The sequence below is a fragment of the Streptomyces sp. NPDC002206 genome, from assembly GCF_053593595.1.
This window is the reverse complement of sequence record NZ_JBSFCW010000014.1, coordinates 35,715-49,955: the sequence shown is the minus strand read 5'-3', so window position 1 is coordinate 49,955 and position 14,241 is coordinate 35,715. Positions and strand designations below refer to the sequence as shown.

Sequence of the window (14,241 nt, the reverse complement as noted above, 5' to 3'; positions counted from 1 at the left end):
GGGAGCGGTCAGCGGCCGCTGCCCCGGTGGTCCAGCCACCACGCGTAGGTGCGGGCGATGCCGTCGCGCAGCGGGATCTGCGGTTTGAAGCCGAGAGAGGAGAGGCGGGAGATGTCGAGAAGCTTGCGCGGGGTGCCGTCGGGCTTCGACGTGTCCCACGAGACACAGCCTCGATATTCCGTCACGTCCTGAACGGTGGAGGCGAGTTCACGGATGGTCAGATCCTCGCCGCAGCCGACGTTGACCGGTTCGTCACCGTCGTAACGTTCGAGGAGCAGCAGGCACGCTGCGGCCAGGTCGTCGACGTGCAGGAACTCGCGCCGGGGGCTACCGGAGCCCCAGAGGGTGACCTCGGGGGCTCCGCCCTGTCGCGCGTCGTGGAAGCGGCGGATCAGGGCGGGCAGGACGTGCGAGGAATCCAGGTCGAAGTTGTCGCCGGGCCCGTAGAGATTGGTGGGCATGGCGCTGATGTACGAGGCGCCGTACTGCCGCCGGTACGACTGGGTCTGCACGATGCCGGCGATCTTGGCCAGCGCGTATGCCTCGTTGGTCGGCTCCAGCGGGCCGGTGAGCAGGGCGTCCTCGGGGATCGGCTGCGGGGCGCGCTTGGGGTAGATGCAGGACGAGCCGAGGAAGAGCAGCCGCTCGACCCCGGCGGCATGCGCGCCGGCGATCACACTCAGCTGGATGCGCAGGTTCTCCTCGAGGAACTGCACCGGATACGTGCTGTTGGCCATGATTCCGCCGACCTTGGCGGCGGCCAGCACCACGGCGTCCGGGCGGATGTCACGCAGAAAGGCCTCGGTCGGTGCGGCATCGCGCAGATCGAGGGTGTCGCGACCGCGGGTGATCACCTCGTGGCCTTCGGCGGTGAGGCGGCGCACCACTGCCGAGCCGACGAGCCCGCGGTGGCCCGCGACAAATATGCGGGCGCCAGGTCGTAGGAGGGGGCGGACGGATTCCTGGGGAGGGCCGGGGAGATCAGTCGTCATGGCTCGGATTGTGCCAGCAGCTGTACATGGCGGTGCCGTTTTGCCGCAGATCACGCAAATTCCGATATTTCGGTGAACCAACCGCCTCTCAGGCGACCCGAGAAGGGGGAAGGCGTGGCGAAGACCGCGCTCATCACCGGTGAGACCGCAGGCCCCGGTACTCGGCCTCCGTGCGCCAGGAGGGGTAGTGCGGCATGCCGGTCAGGACACGGGTCTCGGCCCCGGACGCGGCCCGGTGCTCGGCGAGCCGGGCAGCGTACGGACCGATTCCGGTCAGCTCCGGCGCGTAGTTGGTCGAGACCACGAGAAGCCCACGATCCTCGAACGGCTTGTGATGATCAGCATCGGACATCGGACGATCGCTTTCCCCCCGGTACAGCCTCTGTTCCCTCCAGGGAACAACCCCAAAAGTGAGCTTATCCGTTCACGTGATGCGCAAGTGGTCTTCACAGTAAGGTCATTGCACCATCAACACCGATACCGATATCCCGCAGGACCGGATGCCATGTCCGGACACCTGAATCCGGGACACGGACGTCACGTTCACCGTGGGGGGAGAGAACGGATGGTGCACAGGGTCGGCTACGCGCCGGGGGTCTACGACCTGTTCCATGTAGGACACCTGAACATCCTGCGGCATGCCCGCAGCCAGTGCGACTACCTGGTGGCAGGGGTCGTCTCGGATGAGATGGCCGCGCTCGCCAAGGGCCACAAGCCGGTGATTCCACTGCCGGAGCGGCTGGAGATCGTCCGCAGCGTGCGCTACGTGGACGCAGCGTTCGTCGAGACCGTGCCCGACAAGGTCGAGACGTGGCAGCAGGTCAGGTTCGACGTCATCTTCAAGGGGGACGACTGGCGGGGCACGGAGAAGGGGAAACGGCTCGAGCGCGACTTCGCCGAAGTCGGCGTGGAGGTCGTCTATTTCCCGTACACCGTGCATACGTCCAGTACCCAGCTGCGCCGGGCACTGGACACGCTCGTCAGCCCGCCGCCCGGAGCGCTTTCAGCTCCCTGAACCACTTGACGAGGAAAGCCACCAGGAACAACGCGTGCACGACGGCGAGTACGGCATAGCCGAGACGGAACGCGGCCTCGTCCCCGAGCAGCAGGAACACCAGGCAGAACACCCCGTAGTCCACGGGAAGCAGCGCCACGGCCCGCACCCGGGACACCGGGGCCGTGGCGCTGCCGGGCGGTCCGGGGCGGGCGGCGGCCTTGCCGAGCTGTTCGCGCAGCAGACCGGCACAGAAGGTCAGCACCGCGACGAACAGGAAGCCCAGCGGCAGCAGCAGCCAGCCCTCGCCGGGCAGCTCGAAGAACCGGTGGAACGAGATCAGTACGGCGGTGTGTACGAGGATCATCTTGGCGCAGTCCACGACATGGTCCAGCCACTCACCGTCGGGCCCGCCCCGCCCGGTCAGCCTGGCGAGCTGCCCGTCGGCCGAGTCGAAGGCGAAGCCGACCACCAGAGCGGCGTACACGACGGCCGCGAGCCCCCAGGACGGACGGGCCAGCGCCACCGAAGCGATGGCGGCGAAGGTGAACGCCGCACTGACCAGTGTCACTTGATTGGGCGTCAGCCCAAATCGATAGGCGCCGGCCGCGAGCACCCGCCCGGCCGGACGGTTCACGTAACGCGAGTAGAGCGACACACCTTTGGCGGTCTTCTGTGCGCCGCGCAACTCGCGCAGCACCGTGCCTGTGGATCCCATACGCCCCCCAGCGTCCAGCCGTTCCCGCAGCGTCGGCGGAGCACCGCGGACGCTGCGGTCGGAGCCGCATCATGGCACGGAGAGCCCCTGTTACGGGGCTACTCCCGGGGTCGGACCGGCAGGCGGTCGCCTCAGGCGGGCGCGGTACGGCACTCGGGGTGGCCCCAGCCGTTCGGGTTCTTGGCGATCATGTCTTTGGCCGCGTAGGGTTTTCCGCAGTGGCAACGCCCCGCGAACCTGGCCCGGATGGTGCCCCCGGTGCGCGCGGGGCCTGCCGCACCGTCCGTCTTCTTCACCGCCGTACCGCCGCTCCGGCCCCCGGACGCCCTGGCAGGGGCGGGAGTCGGCAGCGGGGAGCCATGTGCGGAACCCGCCGCCCGCTGCGCGACGGCGGCCTCGCTGGCCGCCTGGTCGGCAAGGGCGTTGAGCGGGTCTCCGTCGACCTGGTGGGCGGGCACGTAGACGAAGTTCACGGTCCGACCGCTGAGCAACGCGTCGATGCGGGCCACCAGATCGCGGTTGGCCACGGGTTTGCCGGCCGAGGTCTTCCACCCGTTGCGCTTCCACCCCGGCAGCCACTTCGTGACTGCGTTCATGGCGTACTGCGAATCCATCCGGACCTCGATCTCTGCGCCCGGGTCGGTGGACTCCAGCAGCTCCTGTAGTGCAGTGAGTTCGGCGATGTTGTTGGTGGCGGTGCCCAGCGGCCCCGCCTCCCAACGCTCAGGGCTCCCCTGCGCATCGGCCACGACCCATGCCCAGGCCGCAGGCCCCGGATTGCCCTTCGATGCCCCGTCACACGCGGCGATCATGCGCTCGTTCATGCCCCCGATCATGCCAGCGTCACGCCTGCCCACGGCCGCGCGGCCCCGACGGTAACGGAACGTAACGCTTCGGAATGCGGAGAGCCCGCGACGCTGGTTCCCTGATGGAGCCCGCTCTTCCCTAGCGTCCAAGGAGTGACGATGAGCGTTGCAGGCGAAACCAGTGGCCGAGCCCAGCAGATGCGCGAGAAGGCCAAGCACATGACCGAGGCCGCGGAGCGCGCTACCGACCCCGAGCAGCGTCAGCGGCTCGAGGAGAAGGCTCGGAAGCTGCAGGAGCAGAGCGAGCAGCTCAGCAACATGAGCGGCGAGACGCGCCCGCACAAGTAGGACCGCACCACGCACAGGCCGATGGTTTCGCCGCTCTGTCCATGAGTGGGCGGCGAACCATCGGCCTGTGCCGTTGGTTCCGCCTTCCGCCGTCGGCCACTCGGAGCGTGGTTACTCGGTGCCACCTTCCCGACACGGCCGGACCGCGGACAGCGATTGACGTGCCGCAAGGAAATCACCGCACGCTGCTGGACGACCAGTGCATCGAATTCCCTCGCACGAACGGCCGCCTGACCGGACGTCAGCTCCCGGGCGAACGAAGAATCCACCCCGGACAAGGAGACGGGTTCTGCGCCGGGCACGGGGTTGCTCAGTGCTCGCTGACCGCACGGACCAGCGGTGAGCCGAGCACCTGGTGGCCGCCACTGGCCATCATCCGCACCTCGCCGTTGTCGCTGATCTCCGCGCGTACGATGCCTGTCTCGTCCTCGTAGATCGGGTAGCCGCCGGCCCCCTCCCGCGCAGTCCGCCGAACTATCACAGCGTCGTCCTCGACGGCAGATGCCTGAAATACCAGCTCGTAACTTTCTGGGTAATCCATGAGGGGCTCCGGCCAACGATCTTCGGCGGCGAGTCCGCTGCCTGCGTCTTCCATTGTCGCCCACACCCGCCTCCTGTGCCTCAAGAGGATCTGGGGGCACAGGAGCCTCAGGGTGGCAGCGCGGGCTCGTCCGGTCCACGAGTTCCCCGGCGGATAAGCCCCTCGATGATCGCGTCGAGTTCGTCGGCGACCGAGTAGTCGGCGGCGTAGGCGCGCCACTGGTCCTTGATCGCGGTGAGCCGCGGCAGCTCCTCCGCGTCCTCCTCGGTGACCATCTCGGGGAAGTAGCGCCTGCTCGGCGGGTGCTCCGCACGGCGGGCGGCGGCCCTGCGGAAGATCAGGTCGCCGTAGATGTACTGCCAGATCGTCCAGCAGGCACGTACCGACCGGGCCGGGGAGAGACCGCACTTCTGGGCGCAGTCGAGGATCTCCTCCACTATCCACAGGGCATCTCTGTCGGTGAGCTCGCCCAGCGCCAGGACGTCGAGCACCCACGGGATCCGGCGGAGGATCTCATGCGCGTGCACAGACACCGCGAGCAGCCGCGCGCGCGGGTCCTCGGGCAGTTCGGGGCGCGGCAAGGCGCCCGCGGTCCCGGACAGGGTGAGCATCAGCAGCTCGTCCTTGTCGCGTACGTAGTGGTAGAGCGCCATCGGCGTGCTGCCGAGCTCCTTCGCCACCCGTCGCATGCTCAGGGCGTCCAGGCCCTCTTCCTCGAGGATGCGGCGCGCGGTGGCGACCATCGTGTCGGGGTCCAGCCTGCGCGGCCGTCCCATGGACCGCCTGCCCGCCGCCTGCTTCTTGTCTGCACCCGACACATGACCATTGTCCCTCCCACCTCCCCCGGGACGGTTTTCGTACAGGTAAAACAATCTGCCCGCGAGGGTTAGGCCCGGCTCCGCACGCGCAATCGGGCGCCCGCATCCGATACGCATGCGATCTGCCAGACCACCGCTGCGGCCAGTCCCCAGACCAGCCCCACCGCACCGAAGTGGCCGGCGAATCCGGCGAGCGCGAGCGTCAGCAGCTGGCAGGGCAGCGCCCAGGCGAGGGTCTGCCCCCATGGCGCACCGGCAACCGCCGCGGCCAGCACCCCGACACCGAAGTACACGGCAAGGCCCGCGCACAGCAACCAGCGTGCCTCGTCCGGGGCGGGGCCGTGCGGATGCGCGATGGCCAGCCCCAGTCCCGCGGCCAGGACAGCAATCGTGCAGGTTGTCACACAGTGCAGCGTCAGGGTGACCCGCACGGGTAGGTCGTCCGGGCCGGGCTTCGGCACGCCGCCGGAGCCGTGCAGCAGTGACATGCTCCACAGCGGGACGAGCAGGACGAATGAACCGGTCGCGACGCCGGCCATGGGTACGTCCCAGACGGTGTCCGCAGCTGCCGAGGTGATCCGGACCACCCCCTCACCCAGCACGATGATGACGAAGAGGCCCAGCCGCTCCACCATGTGCGGCACATCGGAGTAGGCCGCCTCGATGACCGGCAGCCGATCGGAGTGCCCTCGCTTCCTGACGACGCGCTGCACCCGGTCCTGTGCGTCTCGGAGCATGCGGCTGCCCGAGGCGGTGAGCATGATCAGCAGGTCGAACGCGAGGCCGAGAGCCCACAGCCAGTACCTCACCGAGGCACCCACCCACAGCGAGACGATCCAGGGCAGCGTCCCACCGCCCACCTGGGCGAGCGGCCAGTCCACCACGACCTGTCCGGGCCGCCAGAGCCGGCTGGACAGCCAGCGCAGGAAGGCGTATGCGATCGCGAACGCCAGGGCGTGGTCGGTACGGATACCGGGAACGGCCGCGACCATGACGGCCAGCCCGAACATCCCCAGCAGGAAACCGGGCGTCCAGGCGCGGCTTCCCTCGACGTTTCCGTAGACGGTGAAGCAGACCCACGCGATCCAGAAAGCCAGATAGAGCACTACGTACAGGCCGAGGTCGGCGACTGTCGGGCCGTCGTGCAGCAGGTGCGAGAGCTGGAGGACACCCGCGACGACGACCAGGTCGAAGAAGAGCTCGATCCAGGAGGCATGCCGCTGGGCAGGCGGCTGACGTGTACTCATGGGGGAATCATGGGCCAGGTGTTCCGCTCCTCGACGCAGGCGGCCACGCCTGGCGGCGCATGGTCCGGGCCAGGAGGGCGTGGCAGGACATCGGCCGACGGGGACGGTCAGAGCCGGACGATGACCAGGGCGGTGTCGTCGGTGGCGCCGCCGGGTGGGAGCAGTTCGAGCAGGACGGCGTCGGCAAGGGGTTCGGGGTCGATTCCCTGGTGGCGGACGAGGGAGTCGGCGAGGCGGTCGAGGCCGACGTCGATGTCCTCGCGGCGGCGTTCGATCAGGCCGTCCGTGTACAGAACGAGGGCGTCCCCCGCGGCGAAGACGGTGGCGTCCTCGGGCCGGTGAACGAGGTCCGGGCGGGCACCGAGCGGGGGGTCGGTGGCCTGGTCGAGGTACTCCACGGTGCCGTCGGTGTGCAGCAGTGCGGGCGGGGGGTGCCCGGCGCTGCTGTAGGTGATGGTGTGCGTGTCCCAGTCGATGTGGGTCGTGACGACGGTGGTGTTCTCGGCGCCGTCGACCGAACGGGCGTACAGGTCGACGACTTCCAGGGCCTGGGCGGGGCCGTCGGCGACGCGGGACGCAGCACTCAGCGCGCTGCGGAGCAGACCCATGACGCCGGCGGCTCGAAGACCGTGGCCGACGACGTCGCCGACGGCGACGCCGACACAGTCGCCGGGCAGGTCGACCAGGTCGTACCAGTCGCCGCACACGTTCAGCGAGCCGACTGCGGGCCGGTAGCGCACGGCGGGGCGGTGGCGGCCGACCGGTCCGGGGACGGGCAGCATCGCCTGCTGCAGGACGAGGGCCACCTCACGCTCCCGGGCGTGGGCCTGCCGCAGCCGTTCGTTGACCTCCTGCAGTTCCCGGGCCCGGGTGTAGAGCTCGGCCTCCAGCACGCGGGTGCGGCCGATGTCGGGGCCGCCGCGGGCCTTGATGAGCTCGGTCACCTCGTCCACCCGGTGCACCAGCAGGACCACCCGCCCGTCGGGCCCGAACACCGGGGCGTTGACCGGGCTCCAATAGCGTTCCTCCCACTCGCCGGGCCGCTGCGGGGACTGAACGTCATAGCGTTGCAGCGCCATGGCGTCCCGCTCGCCGGTGGCCGCCACCCGCTTGAGCGACGCCTCCAGATTCCGCATGCCGGTCGCAGCGGGGTTGTTCGGATTGTCGGGAAACACGTCGAACAGGTACCGGCCGATCACCTGTTCGCGCGTGCGCCCGGCCATGCGGAGGAATTCCTCGTTCGCATCCGCGAACACCAGCTCGGGGGTCATCAGCGCCACCATGCCGGGCAGCCCCTGGAACACTGCCGCGTAGTCGATCCCGTCGTCCGTCATGGTCCGCCTGCCTCAGTGTCCGCCGTCACCGTGTGACCTCACGCTCCGGCCCGTGCCGCCGACGGAACGGGCCGGGGAGCACAACCGTCTGCGCGAGAGCTCGCCCGCAGCGGGCGAGCCGGTGTCAGAAGTCGACGGCTTCGCGGATGAGCGGGCAGGTCATGCAGTGGCCGCCGCCACGCCCACGGCCGAGTTCGGCGCCGACGATGGTGATGACTTCGACCCCGGCCTCGCGCAGGAGGGTGTTGGTCTGCGTGTTGCGGTCGTAGGTGAAGACGACGCCGGGCTCCAGGGCGACGGCATTGTTTCCGCTGTCCCACTGCTGCCGCTCGGAGGCGTACACATCGCCGCCGGTCTCGATCACCCGCAGGCCGGGCAGGCCCAGCGCCTTGGCCACGACATCGACGAACGCTGCCGATCCCTCGTCGGTGATGTCGACACCAGGAGCCTTGTCGCCGGGGCGCAGGGAGAAGGTGTGCACCGCCTCCATGATCGTCGGGTAGACCGTCACGATGTCCCGGTCGGCGAACGTGAAGACGGTGTCCAGATGCATCGCCGCGCGCAGCCTGGGCATTCCCGCGACGATGACGTGCTCGGCGGCGCCGTTCCTGAAGAGTGCGGCCGCGACCTGGGTGATGGCCTGGCGGGAGGTGCGTTCGCTCATGCCCATGAGCACGACGCCGTTGCCGACGGGCATGATGTCGCCGCCCTCGAACGTGGCCTGGCCCCAGTCCAGTTCCGGGTCTCCCCACCACACAGTGGAGCCCATGAAGTCCGGGTGGAAGGTGTAGATGGCCTTCATCAGGAGGGTTTCGCCGTGCCGGGCCGGCCAGTAGAGCGGGTTCATGGTCACGCCGCCGTAGAGCCAGCAGGTGGTGTCACGGGTGTAGAGCGTGTTCGGCAGCGGTGGCATGAGGTACTCGCGCGCCCCCGTCGAATCGCGGGCCAGGCTGACGTACCCGGAGCGGAACTCGTCCGGCAGGTCGGTGGTGGCGAGACCGCCGATCAGGTACTCGGCGAGCCGGCGCGGATCGAGTGACTCCAGGAAGGCCCGTGTGTCGTCGATGAGCCCGATGCCCACCTCGTTCGCGGTGATCTTCCGGTCCAGCAGCCACGTCCGGGCCTCGGGAATCGCCATGGTCCGGGCGAGCAGATCGTGCAGTTCGACGACCTCGACACCGCCTTGCGTCAGTTTGTCGACGAAGTCGGCGTGGTCGCGCTGGGCGTTCTCCACCCACATGACGTCGTCGAAGAGCAGGTCGTCGGAGTTGGTCGGGGTGAGCCGGCGATGTGCCAGGCCCGGCGCGCAGACCAGTACCTTGCGCAGCCTGCCGACTTCGGAATGGACGCCGAGTGCCGGCGCGGACGTGGGTGTGTCGGTCACGGTGTGTGCCTTTCCGCATGGGGCGAGGGACGGGACGGCTGAGGCAGGTCAGAGTTCGATCCAGCCGACCGCCAGGGCGATCACGCCCACGGCGGCACCGGCGATCGAGACAGCGCAGATGCCCGCTTCGGCGGGCGAGAACAGGCGCCTGTTCTGCTCCCGCCTCGCCTTGACGAACAAGAACGTCGCCGGGGCGTAGAGGATGAACGAGAGCAGTACGAACCTCAGCCCGGCGGCGTACACCAGGAACGCGGTGTAGAGCGTCGCCAGCAGGGCGATCACCAGCTCCCTGCGGGGTCCGCGCTCCACGGCGCTCTCCGGGCCCGGTCCGAATGCGATCTTGACGGCGAACGCGGCCGCAAGGAAGAACGGGATCAGGCTGAGCACGCTGGTCAGGTCGAGGGCGAAATTGAAGGCGTCGTCCGAGAACATCGTGACGACCAGAACGATCTGGCTCAGTGCGGTGGTCATGAGAAGGGCGGGAACGGGGACGTCGGCCGCGGTGGCACGGCCCAGGAAGCGGGGCATGTCGTCGTCCTTGGCCGCGACGAACAGCACCTCGGCCGCCATCAGCGTCCATGCCAGATAGGCGCCGAGCACGGAGACGATGAGCCCGACGCTGACGAAGACCTTGCCCCAGGTGCCGACCGCGGCCTGGAGCACGCCGGCCATGGAGGGCTGGCGCAGTTCGGCGATCTCACTCATCGGCAGGATTCCGTACGACACGATGGTGACCGAGGCGAAGACGGCGAAGACGCTCAGGAATCCCAGGACGGTGGCCTTGCCGACGTCCTCGCGTCGCTTGGCGTGGCGGGAGTAGACGCTGGCCCCCTCGACACCGAGGAAGACGAAGACAGTGGCGAGCATGGTGCCGCGGACCTGGTGGAAGAGCGAGCCGGCGTAGTCGGCGCCACCGAAGTTCTCTGCGAAGACGGACGGGTCGAAGTAGAAGAGGGACAGGAGGATGAAGACCAGGATCGGTACGACCTTGGCCACGGTCACCACCCGGTTGATGGCCGCCGCTTCCTTCACTCCGCGCCGGATGAGCAGGAAGAACGCCCACAGCCCGACGGAGGACAGGACGACCGCGAGGAGCGTGTCGCCGTCGCCGAGTGCGGGCGCGATGGCGCCGATCGTCGACATGATCAGCACCCAGTAGGTGACGTTGCCGACGCACGCGCTGGCCCAGTATCCGAACGCCGAGAAGAAGCCCAGGTATTCGCCGAAACCGGCCTTGGCGTAGGCGTAGACACCCGCGTCGAGGTCGGGCCTGCGCACCGCGAGGGTCTGGAACACGAACGCCAGCATCAGCATGCCGATGCCCGCGATGACCCACGAGATCAGCGCCCCGGCGACTCCGGTCTCCTCGGCGAACCGCCGTGGCAGGGAGAACACCCCGGCGCCCACCATCGAGCCGACGACCATCGTCGTCAGCGTGAACAGGGTCAGCTTGACCGCTGGCCGCCCTTCGGCCGCGGCGGACGGGGTGGTGCCGGTGTCGGAGTCGGTCATCAATTCCCTCGTCGACGCGCCCTGTGACGGACGAACTGGCTTTTAGTGGGCCGCGGGACCGGCCGTGACCGGTACCGTCGTCTCGATCTCGAAGCCGGTGATTCCGTGGAACACGCTCAGGGCGGGGCTCGCGCAGTCGAAGACGGCGTACGGCGGGTTCCACAACACACCCCGGCCGGTCCGCTGCACGGCGGACCGGCTGTGACCGTTCTTCATCGCGACGAGCGCGACGGTCATCGCGCACATGACCAGGGCCACCTGCATCGACCCGTCCAGAGCGTCGAGACCGAACAGCGCGAGCGTGCCGGCCATCAGGACGGCCGGCACAACAGAAATGGGGACGGCCGCGTCAGCCAATGAAGGCACCCGGACCGCGCGCTCGCGCTCCGCCTGGTCATCGTCCGCCACATCAGCTCCGGTTCACACAGGGGCCCCGCCGACCGCACCACCGCACTTCCACCGAGACGGAAATCTAGTACCGTTCAATAGCTTTGTCGCGCTTTGCGCCATTTAGAACTTTATGCGGCCCTTGCTGTACTCCCTGCGTCACAGGGCTTCCGATTCCCAAGCGGCCGGCGGGAGGCTGCCACCCGTTCGGATCGGTGCCTGTTGCCCGCCTCCTGCGGGGCCGGTCGTACGGCACCGAGCCTGCCGATGGCCGGCACAGCGTGCCGACAGGCCGCTTCCGGACCCGGGACCGCACGTGAGCAGGTGCGGGAAAGCCTGGCCCGCAACGTGACGCTGGACGGACTCAGCGCGGTAACAGGGTCGAGCAAGTACCGGCCCGTACGCGTGTCTACGGCGTGACTCGGCCGGTCGCTGCACGAGCTGCATCCACGTCTGTGGCTCAAGCGGCCCAGGGAGCTGCTCCGGCGCGGCACGGGGATCGCAGAGGTCGCACAAGAGACGGGTTTCCACGTCGAGTTCTGCGACGACACCTACGTACTTCCGGCCATCGATCGGACTGTTTCCTTCTTCGACAGGAACATCTGATGCGGCATCTGCTGCTGGGCCGCGCCCGGTGCCCATCCGGAACCCGAACACGGGCTGTTCAGGCCGGCTCCCCGGCGTCGTGGACCAGCTTCTGCTCGGTCCAGATGGTTTTGCCCTGCTGCGTGTAACGCGTTCCCCAGCGGTCGGAGCACTGGGCGACAAGGAACAGTCCCCGGCCGCCCTCGTCGGTGGTGCGGGCGTGTCGAAGCCGTGGCGCGGTGCTGCTGCCGTCGAAGACCTCGCAGGTCAGGACCAGGTCGTGGATCAGGCGCAGTCGGATGGGGGCCTTGGCGTGTCTCATGGCGTTGGTGACGAGCTCGCTGGCGATGAGCTCGGTGGCGAACGCCTCCTCGTCCAGGTCCCATGATGTGAGCTGGCGGGTGACGAGCGACCGGGCCGTGGAGACGATGGCCGGGTCCGCAGGCAGGTCCCACGATGCGACCCGGCCGGGGTCCAGTGCGTGTGTACGGGCAACGAGGACGGCGGCGTCCTCGTCGGCCTGCTCCGGAACCAGCGCCTCGGTGAGCCTGCAGGCCGTCTCCTGCACCGAGCCGGACTGCCGGGCGAGCAGATCTGCGAGTCCGGCCTCTTCCGGGTCGCCGCCGCGCGCCTGCAGGAGCCCACTGGTGTGGAGCGCCAGCACCGAGCCCTCCGGCAGCATCACCTCGGTCTTTCCGAACGACGGCCCGGGGAGGCCGAGTGGGGCGGCGGACGGGACGTCCAGCATCATCACTGTCCCGTCCGGGTGGACGACAGCGGGGCCGGGATGGCCTGCACCGGCTGCGGAACAGCGCAGGGAGATGGGGTCGTAGATCAGATAGAGGAAGGTGCACCAGGCGCCCGAGTCGGCATGCGGCGCGTCGGAGCCTGCGTCCTGCGGCGGTTCGTTGCCGTCGCGCCGGGGACCGGCGTCGTCGGCGAGACGCCGTACCAGGTCATCGAGGCGGGCGAGCATCTCGTCGGGCTCCAGGTCCAGATCGGAGAGCGTGTGCACGGCCGCGCGGAGCCGTCCCATGGCGGCGGCGGTCTCCATTCCGCGTCCGGGCACGCTGCCTGCCACGAGCGCCACCCTGGCCCCCGACAGCGGCACGACATCGACCCAGTCACCGCCGGCTCCGCCGTGCACATACTCGTAGGCCACCTCCACCCCGTTGTTCCGGGGAGGTTCCGTCGGAAGCAGACTGCGCTGGAGTGCCATCAGGGAGTCGTGCTCGCGCAGGTAGCGGCGGGCGTTGTCCAGGCAGAGAGCGGTGCGGCGGCCGAGCTCGGTGGCCACCGTGAGATCGTCCTGCTGGAAGGGGCCCTGCTCCCCCCAGCGGTAGAAGGTGGCGATCCCCAGGGCACGGTCCTGTGCGACCAGTGGCACGAACATGAGTGAGTGGATCTTCTCCTCCAGCATCCGACGGCCGCGTACGGGATCGCTCAGCACCCAGTCGCTGTCGGCGGTCAGCGGGCTGACCAGGCGCGGTTGCAGGTCCGAGAGAGCCCGGGACGACGGTGACGTCGGCGGGAAAGTGCTGGACTCGCCGACCGGGTAGGCACCGGGCCGGGTGTCGGTTCGCCGGGACCGCGACGCGGCCCGCCTCAGCACGGCGCCGGGCTGCACCGGGCCGGAAGAGATTTCCTCGCCCATGAGCACCGGCTCGAGGACCTCCACGCCGATGCTGTCGGCCAGCCTGGGCACTGCCACTTCGGCCAACTCCTGGGCCGTGCACATCACATCGAGTCCGGTTCCGATGCGTGAACCGCCCTCGGCGAGCAGAGCGAGCCGCTCCTGTGCGAGATAGCGTTCGGTGACGTCGACCGCGGCGTCAGCAACGCCCAGGACACGGCCGTCGTCGTCCTCGAGGCGGAACGCGGAGACCGAGTAGACGTGCGTGTGCTCCGGATCTCCCGGTGGCCTGCCGCGCTTCTCGAAACCCATCACCGGTTCACCCGTATCCAGCACGCGGCTCAACACCCGTTCCACCAGCTCCGGACTGAAGTCGGGCCATGCCTCGGTCGGCCGTTTGCCGATCGCTCCCTCAGCGGGGGCGCCGTGCATGCCTTCCGCAGCGCTGCTGAACCGCATCAGCCGCAACTGCGGGTCGAGAACGAAGAGCCCCACCGGAGACCGGGTGAACAGTGCCTCAAGCAGCGCCCGGTCCAGATCCGACTCCGGGGGCCCCGCCGGGACAAGTGTCACCGTCCACCGCGCGTCGGCACCGCTTCCTGCCCCAGTCGATTCCACAGGGCGGATGGACAGCCTGCAGGGCACCGGTCGTCCGTTGCGATGACGCACCACGCTCGTGGCACCATCGGCGTCTGCCGATTCCTCGGCCGTGGCCAAAAACTCGGTCGCTGGGCGGCCCAGCACCCACTCGGCCGGGTATCCGAGCAACTGCTCGGCTTCCGGGCTCCATCCCGTGATGACGCCTCGCACGCCGACTTCGGCCCGGGCCCGGTTCCGTATCGTGTGCTCGTCGAGCCGGTCCGTGCGGTTTTCGACGTCCGGTGCACCCATGTCCACCAGCCTCGTCCTGCGTCTGCGTCCTCGTGCTCCCAGTCTCCTCCA

The 14,241-nt window shown here is 68.9% G+C and carries 13 protein-coding genes and 1 pseudogene; 2 read left to right on the top strand and 12 right to left on the bottom strand.

The genetic code is table 11. The features are described from left to right. Positions 1-8: 8 nt before the first annotated feature. Together ACWCP8_RS24325 and ACWCP8_RS24320 are read right to left on the bottom strand one after the other, a co-directional pair. Positions 9-992: a GDP-L-fucose synthase family protein gene (locus tag ACWCP8_RS24325; RefSeq protein ID WP_352267101.1), complete on the bottom strand. Its 984-nt coding sequence runs from the start codon at positions 990-992 to the stop codon at positions 9-11. Positions 993-1,140: 148 nt separating this feature from the next. Continuing rightward, positions 1,141-1,344 (bottom strand): annotated as a pseudogene (locus ACWCP8_RS24320) (glycosyltransferase WbuB); the annotation flags it as partial. Positions 1,345-1,557: 213 nt separating this feature from the next. Here ACWCP8_RS24320 and ACWCP8_RS24315 point away from each other — a divergent pair. After that, complete coding sequence (locus ACWCP8_RS24315) at positions 1,558-2,007, top strand: adenylyltransferase/cytidyltransferase family protein (protein WP_267006845.1); 450 nt, start codon at positions 1,558-1,560, stop codon at positions 2,005-2,007. Here ACWCP8_RS24315 and ACWCP8_RS24310 read toward each other — a convergent pair. Continuing rightward, positions 1,973-2,704, bottom strand: coding sequence for a CDP-alcohol phosphatidyltransferase family protein (locus ACWCP8_RS24310; protein WP_352267102.1), 732 nt, complete (start codon positions 2,702-2,704; stop codon positions 1,973-1,975). The genes ACWCP8_RS24315 and ACWCP8_RS24310 overlap by 35 nt on opposite strands. Positions 2,705-2,835: 131 nt before the next feature. Beyond that, positions 2,836-3,528 carry a ribonuclease H family protein gene (locus tag ACWCP8_RS24305; RefSeq protein WP_451118073.1) on the bottom strand — a complete coding sequence of 231 codons (693 nt, stop codon included), beginning with the start codon at positions 3,526-3,528 and terminating at the stop codon, positions 2,836-2,838. Positions 3,529-3,669: 141 nt separating this feature from the next. Between ACWCP8_RS24305 and ACWCP8_RS24300 the strand changes: the two genes are divergently transcribed. Beyond that, positions 3,670-3,858, top strand: coding sequence for a DUF6381 family protein (locus ACWCP8_RS24300; RefSeq protein WP_030973195.1), 189 nt, complete (start codon positions 3,670-3,672; stop codon positions 3,856-3,858). Between the two features lie 310 nt (positions 3,859-4,168). Here ACWCP8_RS24300 and ACWCP8_RS24295 read toward each other — a convergent pair whose 3' ends face one another. The 8 genes from ACWCP8_RS24295 to ACWCP8_RS24260 all read right to left on the bottom strand — a co-directional run bounded on the left by ACWCP8_RS24295 (position 4,169) and on the right by ACWCP8_RS24260 (position 14,190). Continuing rightward, on the bottom strand, positions 4,169-4,399 hold the full coding sequence (locus ACWCP8_RS24295) for a DUF6296 family protein (RefSeq protein WP_267006842.1): 231 nt from the start codon (positions 4,397-4,399) through the stop codon (positions 4,169-4,171). A 107-nt stretch (positions 4,400-4,506) separates the two neighbouring features. After that, positions 4,507-5,175 carry a TetR/AcrR family transcriptional regulator gene (locus ACWCP8_RS24290; protein WP_451118192.1) on the bottom strand — a complete coding sequence of 223 codons (669 nt, stop codon included), beginning with the start codon at positions 5,173-5,175 and terminating at the stop codon, positions 4,507-4,509. A 110-nt stretch (positions 5,176-5,285) separates the two neighbouring features. Further along, complete coding sequence (locus ACWCP8_RS24285; protein WP_451118071.1) at positions 5,286-6,464, bottom strand: low temperature requirement protein A; 1,179 nt, start codon at positions 6,462-6,464, stop codon at positions 5,286-5,288. A gap of 107 nt (positions 6,465-6,571) precedes the next feature. Further along, on the bottom strand, positions 6,572-7,798 hold the full coding sequence (locus ACWCP8_RS24280) for a PP2C family protein-serine/threonine phosphatase (RefSeq protein ID WP_451118069.1): 1,227 nt from the start codon (positions 7,796-7,798) through the stop codon (positions 6,572-6,574). A 124-nt stretch (positions 7,799-7,922) separates the two neighbouring features. Next, a complete protein-coding gene (locus ACWCP8_RS24275) occupies positions 7,923-9,182 on the bottom strand; it encodes an arginine deiminase (protein WP_352267108.1) in 1,260 nt (419 codons plus the stop codon). Positions 9,183-9,230: 48 nt separating this feature from the next. Then, positions 9,231-10,694 (bottom strand): basic amino acid/polyamine antiporter, encoded by a 1,464-nt coding sequence (locus ACWCP8_RS24270; RefSeq protein WP_352267109.1) that lies wholly within the window; start codon positions 10,692-10,694, stop codon positions 9,231-9,233. A 42-nt stretch (positions 10,695-10,736) separates the two neighbouring features. Next, positions 10,737-11,102, bottom strand: a complete 366-nt coding sequence (locus tag ACWCP8_RS24265) for a hypothetical protein (protein WP_451118067.1) — start codon at positions 11,100-11,102, stop codon at positions 10,737-10,739. Between the two features lie 643 nt (positions 11,103-11,745). Continuing rightward, on the bottom strand, positions 11,746-14,190 hold the full coding sequence (locus tag ACWCP8_RS24260; RefSeq protein WP_451118065.1) for a SpoIIE family protein phosphatase: 2,445 nt from the start codon (positions 14,188-14,190) through the stop codon (positions 11,746-11,748). Positions 14,191-14,241 lie beyond the last annotated feature (51 nt).

What these genes read in the sequence shown, in the direction of transcription:
- ACWCP8_RS24290 (WP_451118192.1), bottom strand. Translation starts at nt 5,175, where the DNA reads ATGGGACGGCCGCGCAGGCTGGACCCCGACACGATGGTCGCCACCGCG.
- ACWCP8_RS24315 (WP_267006845.1), top strand. Translation starts at nt 1,558, where the DNA reads ATGGTGCACAGGGTCGGCTACGCGCCGGGGGTCTACGACCTGTTCCAT.
- ACWCP8_RS24310 (WP_352267102.1), bottom strand. Translation starts at nt 2,704, where the DNA reads ATGGGATCCACAGGCACGGTGCTGCGCGAGTTGCGCGGCGCACAGAAG.
- ACWCP8_RS24305 (WP_451118073.1), bottom strand. Translation starts at nt 3,528, where the DNA reads ATGAACGAGCGCATGATCGCCGCGTGTGACGGGGCATCGAAGGGCAAT.
- ACWCP8_RS24260 (WP_451118065.1), bottom strand. Translation starts at nt 14,190, where the DNA reads ATGGGTGCACCGGACGTCGAAAACCGCACGGACCGGCTCGACGAGCAC.
- ACWCP8_RS24270 (WP_352267109.1), bottom strand. Translation starts at nt 10,694, where the DNA reads ATGACCGACTCCGACACCGGCACCACCCCGTCCGCCGCGGCCGAAGGG.
- ACWCP8_RS24325 (WP_352267101.1), bottom strand. Translation starts at nt 992, where the DNA reads ATGACGACTGATCTCCCCGGCCCTCCCCAGGAATCCGTCCGCCCCCTC.
- ACWCP8_RS24295 (WP_267006842.1), bottom strand. Translation starts at nt 4,399, where the DNA reads ATGGATTACCCAGAAAGTTACGAGCTGGTATTTCAGGCATCTGCCGTC.
- ACWCP8_RS24285 (WP_451118071.1), bottom strand. Translation starts at nt 6,464, where the DNA reads ATGAGTACACGTCAGCCGCCTGCCCAGCGGCATGCCTCCTGGATCGAG.
- ACWCP8_RS24300 (WP_030973195.1), top strand. Translation starts at nt 3,670, where the DNA reads ATGAGCGTTGCAGGCGAAACCAGTGGCCGAGCCCAGCAGATGCGCGAG.
- ACWCP8_RS24280 (WP_451118069.1), bottom strand. Translation starts at nt 7,798, where the DNA reads ATGACGGACGACGGGATCGACTACGCGGCAGTGTTCCAGGGGCTGCCC.